At 40.8% G+C, this 10,666-nt stretch carries 9 protein-coding genes; 1 reads left to right on the top strand and 8 read right to left on the bottom strand.

Going from position 1 to position 10,666, the window contains the following annotated elements; all coding sequences use genetic code 11:
- Positions 1 to 132 precede the first annotated feature (132 nt).
- From ISR87_11845 to ISR87_11815, 7 genes are all read right to left on the bottom strand, one after another.
- Entirely contained in the window at positions 133 to 510 is a 378-nt protein-coding gene (locus ISR87_11845; GenBank protein ID MBL7026139.1) for a type II toxin-antitoxin system death-on-curing family toxin, read from the bottom strand.
- Positions 507 to 779 carry a type II toxin-antitoxin system RelB/DinJ family antitoxin gene (locus tag ISR87_11840; protein MBL7026138.1) on the bottom strand — a complete coding sequence of 91 codons (273 nt, stop codon included), beginning with the start codon at positions 777 to 779 and terminating at the stop codon, positions 507 to 509. The genes ISR87_11845 and ISR87_11840 overlap by 4 nt, the downstream gene beginning before the upstream one ends.
- A 214-nt stretch (positions 780 to 993) precedes the next feature.
- The gene (locus tag ISR87_11835) at positions 994 to 2,691 is read right to left on the bottom strand and encodes a DUF262 domain-containing protein (GenBank protein MBL7026137.1); all 1,698 of its coding nucleotides are present in this window, start codon (positions 2,689 to 2,691) and stop codon (positions 994 to 996) included.
- 259 nt (positions 2,692 to 2,950) lie between these two features.
- Positions 2,951 to 3,628 carry a HEAT repeat domain-containing protein gene (locus ISR87_11830; GenBank protein ID MBL7026136.1) on the bottom strand — a complete coding sequence of 226 codons (678 nt, stop codon included), beginning with the start codon at positions 3,626 to 3,628 and terminating at the stop codon, positions 2,951 to 2,953.
- Between the two features lie 234 nt (positions 3,629 to 3,862).
- On the bottom strand, positions 3,863 to 4,603 hold the full coding sequence (locus tag ISR87_11825) for a CPBP family intramembrane metalloprotease (protein ID MBL7026135.1): 741 nt from the start codon (positions 4,601 to 4,603) through the stop codon (positions 3,863 to 3,865).
- A 154-nt stretch (positions 4,604 to 4,757) separates the two neighbouring features.
- Positions 4,758 to 5,402 carry a hypothetical protein gene (locus ISR87_11820; GenBank protein MBL7026134.1) on the bottom strand — a complete coding sequence of 215 codons (645 nt, stop codon included), beginning with the start codon at positions 5,400 to 5,402 and terminating at the stop codon, positions 4,758 to 4,760.
- A gap of 1,136 nt (positions 5,403 to 6,538) precedes the next feature.
- The gene (locus ISR87_11815; protein ID MBL7026133.1) at positions 6,539 to 7,483 is read right to left on the bottom strand and encodes an integron integrase; all 945 of its coding nucleotides are present in this window, start codon (positions 7,481 to 7,483) and stop codon (positions 6,539 to 6,541) included.
- A gap of 463 nt (positions 7,484 to 7,946) precedes the next feature.
- Here ISR87_11815 and ISR87_11810 point away from each other — a divergent pair, with 463 nt between their 5' ends.
- Positions 7,947 to 8,420: a hypothetical protein gene (locus tag ISR87_11810; GenBank protein ID MBL7026132.1), complete on the top strand. Its 474-nt coding sequence runs from the start codon at positions 7,947 to 7,949 to the stop codon at positions 8,418 to 8,420.
- 441 nt (positions 8,421 to 8,861) lie between these two features.
- Here ISR87_11810 and ISR87_11805 read toward each other — a convergent pair whose 3' ends face one another.
- Complete coding sequence (locus ISR87_11805; GenBank protein MBL7026131.1) at positions 8,862 to 10,400, bottom strand: hypothetical protein; 1,539 nt, start codon at positions 10,398 to 10,400, stop codon at positions 8,862 to 8,864.
- Positions 10,401 to 10,666: the final 266 nt, after the last annotated feature.

Here is a 10,666-nt window from a genome sequence, read left to right as displayed (position 1 = left end):
TAACGCTTTAGGCTTGAGCTGCTTCATAAGAAACAGTCAAAACAGTTCGGTTACCTTGTGTACGTGATATCAATTTTAGTTTCCCCCGAAATAAGTGTGAGTCCGCTCTAAGCCTTTGTTAGCAGGGTATTCTTATGGCAATTTCTCAAGATGATCACGTAGCCACACAATTAAATGTTCGAAATTAAATGCCTGATTATCAAACAAAGATTGAAAAAAAGAGAAGGCTTCCTCATCGTCACAATTGATAAAATATCCATTCATTCTCAAAAAAGTATCCGTTGTAAAAAAGGAGACACGCTTGTTGCCGTCAATGAAAGGATGATTTTGTGAAAGACTTTCCATCAACGCAGCAGCCTCTTCTTCAATGCTTGAGTAGTAGCCTGATGTGAGTCGACCGAGTGCAGACTCTAATGAAGCTAAATCTCTCAAACCAGCCTTGCCTCCGAACTCCTGGATCAGATATTTGTGAATTGTCAAAACTTCAGCGGTTGTTGGAATATTTCTCACTGCGCGAGCAACTGTCCTAAGCGGTGATTTTTCCTAACGCTCATCTTCAAATGCTTCAAGACCTCCGGTCGAAGCTCACTTGTGATCTCAGAATCTGTTCCAGAATCTGGTAACGAAAGTGGAAAAGGCAATCCCTTGTATTCTTCTATCAAGCTATAGTAGATGTTAATGGCTTCAGAATGATTCAATCCTAGTCGTCCAAGGATATGATTTACCTTCTCCTTTTTCTTGGGATCCATCATTGCTCTAACCGTTGTTGATTTACTCATATTTCACCTCTCATTTATTTTCGAGAGAATATAGCCATGTTACGGCCATGTTTCAGCAACTTTTATCGAAGTGCGAAATCCTTGTCAACTCCTGCTAACGCCTTAGGCTTGAGCTGCTTCCGTAGAAACAGTCAAAATAGTTATGAAACCTTGTGTTCTTCCAATCAACATTCAAAATCCCCCTAAGTGCCTGTGAGTCAGCTCTAAGCCTTTGTTATATTTTCCATATTTTCTCGTAAGCAAGTTTTGCCATTTGCTCCGCATGTGTGTTAACTGACTCTGGGGTCCATGCTGCCTGTTCTGCAATGAACTTTGGAACAGTGTATCCTTTGTCTTTGAGGAGTTTCTTCTTCTTTGGAAAGTCTTTGGTTGACAACTTACCATTCATCTCTTCATCCAATAATATCATATTTCCTAAACTACCAATAACTTCCACAGTCCATTCTTCATCACCATCAGCCTGCGCATGTAAGTGTTCCACTGTGAGCTCATCATAATCAGACGGGTATTTGTATTTGTGATGCTCAGAAAATGACCTGAGAATATACTGAACTAACTTTTTCTGCTTTGTATTTGAATTCGTAAAATTCACTTCCTTGAATGCAACAGTAAATTCGTCCAATGATGGTATCTTTGATCGCAATTTGCCAACTAGCACTTTAATTTCATCTGCAGCGGTTCCAGAGTCTTTTGCGTTAAATAGTTTCCGAGCAAAAGATGAATACATTGCTGAAATCCCTCCCGAAGATCGCGAGGAAGTAATTGCAGTAAAAATGAAATGAAACTTTTCAATTGCTCTTAACGTGTCTCTTAGCTTAGCATTTTTAATAATATCTGATCTATAAGCGCGAATTAATGAAAGAACTGCGGGTGTTGGTTGTGCTAATTTGAATAGCTGAAAAGCAGTTAGAGATTTAGTGATTGCGACTTCATTTTTCTTCCATTGATAAGTGACCTCGTGTAATGAGCGGTATAGATGTGAATCTTTTACTAGCCTGTTTAAATGCTTTTTTGCGGTTTGTTTTGTAATTTCCTTCTTCAGCTTTCGAAACAATTTCTTCTGTGGGATCGCTTCATATCTGGAAGCCCAATAATGATAGATAAATGTATCAGTCGAAATTTCAATCGAGGAGCTTCTGATTGTCTCCAAGATTTTTTCCCACTTTATTTTTGCATGGTCAACCTCACCTGTTGATTTAATGTGTTTTGAAAAATGATTCTTTACCAAATCAGTTAGTGCTAAATCTTTACCTCTCGTATTAAGTGTTTCAAAGATCAAGTATGCATCATCTTCATTATCAAGGGTGATAAAGATCAAGTTTAAGTTTGATACAGCTTCTCTTAGTTCAATTAGTTTGCTCTTTTTAGTTTTTAATTTCTTTTCTTCAGGAATGGTAGTGTCATTCTCAATAGATTCAATTGCAGACCCTATTAGTTTCTGAAATCTAACGTGAGCATTTTTTAGATTAAGCTCTTCTTTTAAAAATTGTCCATCAAACTCTGCATCCTCACCATATTTCTGTATCTGTTCTTGGAAATATGGAAACGAGGTTTCTGTCTTAAGCACATATTGTGCGATATTATTACGATCCTTCCTTTCTATCAGTTGATGAATTCCCTCCGCTAAATCTTTAAACCCTAATTCATCAAAGTAATCGCGCAATACACATAACATTATCGTGATAGTTGTGATACGCTGTTGCCCATCTACTAAGGCGTAATGTTGCTTCTTTTTTTTGTAGACCACCATTGATCCGATGAAATAATCATCAGATTGATTTGTAATAATGTCCTCCCAGAAATCACTAATGTTCTCATCTTCCCACGAATACGGGCGCTGGAATCTAGGAACATGAAAATATCTTGAGTTTAATAGACTATCAATATCAGTATCTTTTGATTCGATTTTCATTGGATTGTCCCTTTATTATAGATTGAGGATAAATATAACGCCTTAGGCTTGAGCTGCTTCCTGAGAAACAGTCAAAATAGTTATAAAACCTTGTGTACCGCGTATCAATATTCAAAATCCCCCTAAGTGACTGTGAGTCAGCTCTAAGCCTTTGTTAGGCAGGGGAAGGTTCCTCTGTGTTGATCTTTTAGAATCATACGGACGACATTCTACTTGCTTCCGACATTTAAAGCAACTGATGCAATAAATATGAATTCAATTAATTACTCTTATCTCCGCCTGGCGCGAGAATTCGTTGCACTTGATTAACAGCGTATTGGAAACCGGAGTCTGGATCGCTCAACAGCCGCTTTGTTTCGCTCGCATGCGAACGAACACGCGGATCTTTGCTCGCCACTGCCCTGCGAAGAACTGGCTCGATAACTTCCTCACCGAGAGCGACAAGAGCAATACTCAGGCTGCGTTGCACTTCCTGATTACCCCGACCAATCTGATCGGATAACTCTTCTGCCAAAGAATTCTCCCGCCCGGAAGGTACAAGGACGACGGCAGCACGCCACGCCGCCTGAGCAACAGTGTCGTCTGAGTCGCGCAGCAGAGCCCGGGTGATTGCTGGCCAGGCTCTTGCGTCCGTTGTCTTGGATAGGGTGTGTAGAGCTTGGCTTCGAGCTTGAATACCCTCCGAACGCAGTTCAGAGAGGAGCTTAGGGACAGTAACATCTGCGGGGCATTGTATCAGTGCCCAAGTGAGAATTTCGCGAACGTAAAAGTCCGGCTCGATGGCGCATCGAGCTATTAAAGTGTCGACAAATCCCTGTTCGGGATTGGAGCCGATTGCCAGTGCGGCTCTCAATCGCATTGACGGATTGTCAGAAGTCAAGGCAGCGATTATGCTCGATTCTAATGGTTTAACATCTAATTCATTCACTAGCAACATGTCCTTTTTCAAATGTCGGTCAATATCTTGGAGTGTATATCAAAAGACTAATTGATTGGTACGGAATAAAGCAACCACCATAATATCCATACTCTGCCTAACGTGCTCGGCTTGAGCTGCTTCCCGAGAAGTTATTGCTTTGTGAGTTAATTGTATCCCTCCACATCATTTTCAATTTGCACACCCTTCGAGTGAGTCCGCTCTAAGCCGTTGTTATACCGAAATGTATCTACATTAAATCACAATGTAGTGTGAGAATAAATGTGCTCCAAAGTGCGCGATTATCGCTGCCTCTAGCCCATATCTCCAAAACAAAAAACCAGCTACAATTCCAAAAAGTGAATTGAAGGTGATAACATATGCTATACTAGCTAATGATAGTGATTCCCCAGCGATTAGTGATGCAGCTGGTATGTGCCCAATTGCAAACAGAAAAGCGCTCAATAGGATACCAAGCACCACAATGGTTGTTTTTGGGTTCCCGTTTCTCTTTTGAAACAACAACCACAAAACCCACACAAAGAATGACATCACTCCCCATCTCAACAATATTTCTTCAGTAATTCCCCCGTACAAAAGTTTCACAAATAATGGAAATATTGGCAATACTTCAGAATTACTCAATTGACCAGGGATGATAAGGTTAGCGATTATAAGGACTATGCCTCCAACTAAGCCACCGACAACTCCAGGCAATATTTGGGGTTTTAATGCATCTTTTGTTGATCCACCTGTCGTGAATGCATGTATTGCTGGTGCTTCTAAGCCAATTTTGTCTGTCAGCTTAAATCCACCCCAAGAAGCAAGTGCTAGCAAAATGGAACTTTGGAGAGTTGACAATACCACAGCAAACTCAATGGAAATTGGAATTTCTTGATTCTGTAATAATGCTGGTACCACAAAAATATTAACTGCTAATACTCCAAACATCCCAATAATCCATATGTCCAGCAGTAGTTTATTTTTCTGAGTCATTTCATGTCTCTTTATTTTCGGTATAACGCTCTTGGCTTGAGCTGCTTCCCAAAACAGACTCGCTTTGTTCGATAACTGTATCCATCCACTTCATATCTGTCTTCCACTTCTCTGCGTGTGAGTCAGCTCTAAGCCATTGTTATACGGGTATTTTTTATCGCTTAAAGAACCATCTCACTTGCGATTCCTCCGAAAGACTTCCATCGGTCATAGACTCTCCACTGACAAAAGCTGCGTTCCATCCAGATCCTAGTGGAATATAGAATGCCCAACCTGTTTCCTTCCTAAGTTCAGAGTCGCTAATATTCTTCACCTTCAGCCAACTATCACCTATGCGCAAGCCTTCGTCAGTAACAAATTTCTGATCCGAACTTGATATATACTTAACATGACCTTCGGGAGAGATACCAAGCACGAACTCAATACTGTCCACTAAAAAAATATATTTCGCTAAAAAACTTCCGGACGCGGCCATAATATATTCTTGGTTTTCATCCAATGATTCTACTGTGTCACCAAGATTGGGTAAGGGTTCAGATTTCAATTTATCCAGATCATGATATGCAAGTGAGGCATTCGATAATTCACCTTGTATCAATTCAGAATATACCCAATATACTTTGTAAGTTTTCTCTGTCTTTGCCTCGATCGTGACCCGGCTAAAATCAATTACATGGCTCGCTGGTGAATCCAGATATGTCCGACTTACCTCGCCTCCATTGCTGAGCGTCAAATATTGATTGCCATAGAGTAAATTTGATGAGCGTTCATTTTTTACAATTATTGTCCCATATATCATATATGATTCTAATTCCTCGTTGAATTGATATGAGGTCAGTGTCGCATTGATCGAAATTTCATCCTCGTGAAAATTATATTCACCATCAATCTTTTCTCTGCCACACGATATGATCAACAGAACGCTAACGAGTATCAATGGTCTAAAATGCATAATTCAACCCCGTATAACGCTTTAGGCTTGAGCTGCTTCCCGAGAAAGCATCGCTTTGTGCGATAATTGTATCCATCCACATCATTTTCGTAAATCGCTCCGCTGCGAGTGAGTCAGCTCTAAGCCTTTGTTAGACACAAGCTTATGCCCATATAATGTTTCTACTAATTTGCCTGCTTTACTATTTCATCAAGGGGTTTGGAGTATACCCTACTCGCAATTTCTTCAATTTGACTTTTATCATCCACATGCACATGAAGCAAATAGACCAATGTAGAAGAGTTAAAATCCACAAAGAGATTCTTAGTATTAGAATTCAGGTATTTGCTATCGATTATCATGAAGCCGATGCTACAAGTGTCCACTATTTCCGAGACTGCACTGTATTGGACATCTGTTAACAGCAGTGTAGGATATAAGGCATGAATTAGAAGTGTATTTTGCTTTCTAATTCTACTCGCTTGCAACCTTACATTCTCATGTGAGCTGTCAGTCAAAACAGATTCAAAGCATGATTTGATTGAGTTCGTGTCTTTTTGTCCGAGATGGTAGTTTTCATGACCAAGCGACAAATGTTTGTCGAAGTATCTTGTAATGTCGTATCTGCTCCTTTCTCCAGCAAAAATGATAGAAAGAGTCAGAAGTGTCATTACGATTATTTTTGAATTAGTTCTCATATACAATGCTTTGTGTCTAACATCTATTAGACTGTTCTTGATAACGATTATTTGCCCTTGAGAAGGTCTGCATATGCTCATGATGCTCGTCTGGCCATTCCCTGAGCTCCACAGGCATCTGGGCAGTGTAATTATGAAGAGCTTTTATATTGTTCTGCATAAGACCCCGCTTATATCTTCATACTGAATCCTGTATCATCCAAACCAGAGCAGTCAATATGATCCAAGATAGTTAATATAATTCAAGACCGTTAATATGATCCATATTTGTGCATATATCATGCTAAAACTATCCATATTTATAAATTATAACTCATCCAACGGACTACGTACACCACCAGGTCCCCGATTCAAAACATGTGTGTAAATCATGGTGGTCTTTAAATCTTTGTGACCCAACAATACCTGAACCGTACGAATATCATAACCCCCCTCCAGTAAATGTGTGGCAAATGAATGCCTGAAAGTATGACAACTGATCCGCTTGGTCAAGCTACTTCTATCCACAGCACGCCGGATAGCTCGCTGCAATACCGTCGCATGAATATGATGACGACCATGTTTGCCAGTCCCACGATCAAACCATCGCCGCTTCTGCGGGAAGACCCATTGCCAACGCCACTCCCGCGAGGCTCCAACATATTTCCGATCTAATGCCCCTGGTAGTGGAACTTCACCAAAACCTTTTGACAAATCTGAGCGGTGGACCCGCTTAACCTCTTCAATATGTTCCTGGAGCCGAATTTTAAGTGAACCGGGAAGCATCACCTCCCGATCCCTTGCTCCCTTACCATTTCTCACTAAAATCTGATTCCTTTCGAAGTCCAAATCACAGATTCTTAATGCAAGACTCTCATTCAATCGAAGTCCACTGCCATAAATGAGCTCCACCATGAGTCTATCCCTACCCTGCAATTGCATCAAAACCAGTTTCACCTCATGCTTTGTCATTACCACTGGAATCCTTACTGGTTTTTTAGCTCTAATCAATTCACCCAGGTCACCTACATCACGCCCAATAATATTCCTGTAAAGAAATAACAAGGCTGCCAATGCTTGATTCTGTGTGGAAGCACTCACCCGACCTTTTACCGCTAAATGAGATAAGAATGCATTGATCTCCCTTTCCGCCATGTCCTCAGGATGCCTCATGTCGTGGAATTGAATATATCTGACAACCCACCGACTGTAGGTCTTTTCAGTCCTTGCACTGTAATGACGACCCCTGAGCGCTTGGCGGTATCGAGACATGAGCGATTTCTCAGAATGCCTGTGCTCACTATTCGAAGCATATTTTCTATCACTTAATTTCTTTTCAGCCTCCTGCATATACAGTGGAATCTTCGACATAACCTGCCCTCCTTATATATCTTTTGTAAACCGGGTGATGTTTGAAATGGATCAAAGGATTTTTCGAGAGATTTTAAGCACTTTAATGGGAAGTGATACAGACTAGCGCTGACAATTCAGTGCAGCAATCCACCATGCAAATAAAAATGCATGTCCTGTAATCCTGATGATGGTGGAGATTGGTTAACGGCTAAAATCTAGCCAATTACTCTAAATATTCAAGGAGGTTATTGGCGAAAATTAATCTACTTCCAAAGGGTGCTTCCTCAGGAATTTCCTAAACCAAAGTAAGGGTAACCCCTATAAGGAATGTCATCATTTATTATAATTTGTGATCTAACAATCAGACTTGGGAGGGAAGATCATGAATAAGAAGAATAACCCAAGGGGACAACAACATTACCATACAGAACTCACAATTACGGGTTTGCTGCTAAGCGGCGTGGCACTTCTGTTCACCGATATCCCATTCAACATCATTGTTCAAAAGCCCATTCATCTCATAGGAGATGCTGTCGTGGCAGTCAAACAGACCTTTATTTCAATGCTCTTTGATCCGCTGGTTCAAATGGAGTTTTCTGACCTGATTGGCATCCTTCTCATCACCATTTCATTGGGGCTCATGATAGCACAGATTCGGAATAGAATCATCTCAACCAGCTATGAATCCCATACCTGTCCTCTCTGCCACACCAAACTTCACCGAATCCACCGAAACAGGTGGCAGCTTTGGGTGAGCAAAGCCCTGTATCTGAGTTCTGGATTTTACCACTGTGAGACTTGTGATCACTCCACACTACGCTTTTACCAGAAGACGCCACATCTCCATCGAGGGTAAAGAAGTCGCCAAGCTACCTTAGATCAAGACAAGCAGGTCACACCCCCTTGTGATGAATTACTTAATATTGAAGATGACTACTGCCAGACATTCGCATCAGTAGAAAAGTTACCATAACAAATGTGAAACTAGTCCTTAACAGTTGCTCGCTGTTCTCTCAGACTCAGACATCTCTCATGATGATCGATTATTGAATCAACAAGCTCTTCACCCATATGATCTACATGATGAAATCTCTCAGAAATCGGCTTTGATCGATATTTTGCAAGAGGACACTCAGGAAGTGCTGAATATAAGGGACATTCAATCATTAAGGCTTTTAACCAGATCACTTTGTTTTCTAATGAAAGATCATGTAACATACCCCCTCCTTTTGATCTATATCTTAGAGCATCAAAATCCAATCCAGGATGCTGGAAATCATGCTTGAGTGGAAAACATTTAGCCATCCCTCGAAGTGAGGTACTTCGTGCGATTTACGATTCCTGAGTATGCCAACTCAAGATTCTTGGCCAGGTGCTTTTTGTTATAGCTATTCAATTTGTAGTGGTATTTGAGCATATCTTTCTCAAAACAATCATTGATTTCAACCCAGGTTTTATCCCGGTGCAGCCTGGCATATTGTTGTAAACCTTCCACATAATTATCCGCTGGAATATCTACATCGCTCTTCCGAAAATTTGGAAAGGTAATTCCTCGACTCCGGAGTCTTTCTGTGGCCGAATAAAATGAAGAAGCTGGAAAATCCAGAGCTTCTAGTGTTTTATTGCCCACTCCAGTATTCAGATAATGATACAGGAATAAATTATAATGGAACAAGTCCTTGATTTTTACCCAATTCAAATCCTTTGAAAATGCAAATAAATCTTCATTAGCTGATTCAGCCACCTCCCCAGGGAAATGCTCCTCCAAAAAGATAACGTACTCGTTAATGACTTTTCGTCGCGCTGCATTGATTGGAATACCCCGCTTCGCTAAAGCCATAACGGAGCCAAAGGCCTGCTGATAATAGAAATACGCCTTGGTGATATCAGCAACTTCTCGGTGATAAATTTTCCCAAGGAGAAGGCAGGCCCCGGCCAACTCTGAGGCAATTGAAAATTGCTGACTCACTTCCATGCTGGCCTTGGCAGCTTCCAGAGCTTTATCAGCATCTCCAACAATATGGTACAGTTCCGCTAACTTTGATTGAATCTTGGCGGTAAAATGCGCATTCTTCACCTTCTTGAGTAAGCCCTGGAAATACCCTATTGCCTCGGTACTGCGATTTTGATTCACCAGAAGAATTCCCCGGATATAATCAATGCTCCGGTGAAGATACTGATAGCCATGGAGAGCCGCCATTTCATGGGCCTGGTCCAAATGGCTAACCGCATCAGCCATATTCTCATTTTTAACCAGTTGAAGCGCCAATACATAGTGGGCTTGAGATTCCATGACGGTCATCTCATATTTATTGAAATAGGCAATACACTGTAACCACTTCTTAAGATTGAATTTTTTATTTAGAGCCGCATTTAAGGCGAGATGCTCATAGGCGATCATCTGTTTCATCTTATTTGATGAGGTAGTACTGCGAGCGTTTTCCAAATACCTGAAGGCAGCATTTGTATCACCCAGTTGTGCAAAATAGCTTGCATATTCATAGTAAAAATAGGTGAGGGCTCCCTCCTGCTGGGATCCCTGATTGAGGACACTGATCTTCCCTGCAACCTGCTCATAAAGCTCCGCAGCAAATGTATAATTGCCCTCCAGGGTGGCAATTTTTGCATAGGTTATTTTTTGTAGAGCTTCCAACATGCGATTCCGGCGATCAGATATTTTGCCCTGATCCAACATCAAGGCGACCTTCTCTTCACTCAAAAATCCAATCTCTCCGAGCAGGGCATAACATGCTGATGCGTGGAATTTTTCCACGGTGTCAGCTGCTTCGCTGGTCCGGTTTAATTCATTACTTAGAAGAATTTTGCGCTGTGCCATGTTTCCTCCATCTCATCCATACAACACTGTCTGAGGCTGCCACTTGAATTGCCGTACCTGATTTACACACCTCCAATGTTTTACTTTGTGGGTATTAAAGATAATTTATCAATCCACACTTAACAAACTTATTGCTGAATTTCAGTCATAATAAGTAAAATAGAATGTCATTTTCCCATATTTATATAAATTTCTTTATATTTAATAAAGAATTTTACTGCCCCATTCTGTCATTAAACACACAGTTTCAGACTGATGCTTTGGTA

It is taken from the genome of Candidatus Neomarinimicrobiota bacterium (genome assembly GCA_016784545.1).
Classification (GTDB): domain Bacteria; phylum Fidelibacterota; class UBA8477; order UBA8477; family JABMPR01; genus JABMPR01.
This window is presented reverse-complemented; position numbering and strand designations above follow the sequence as displayed.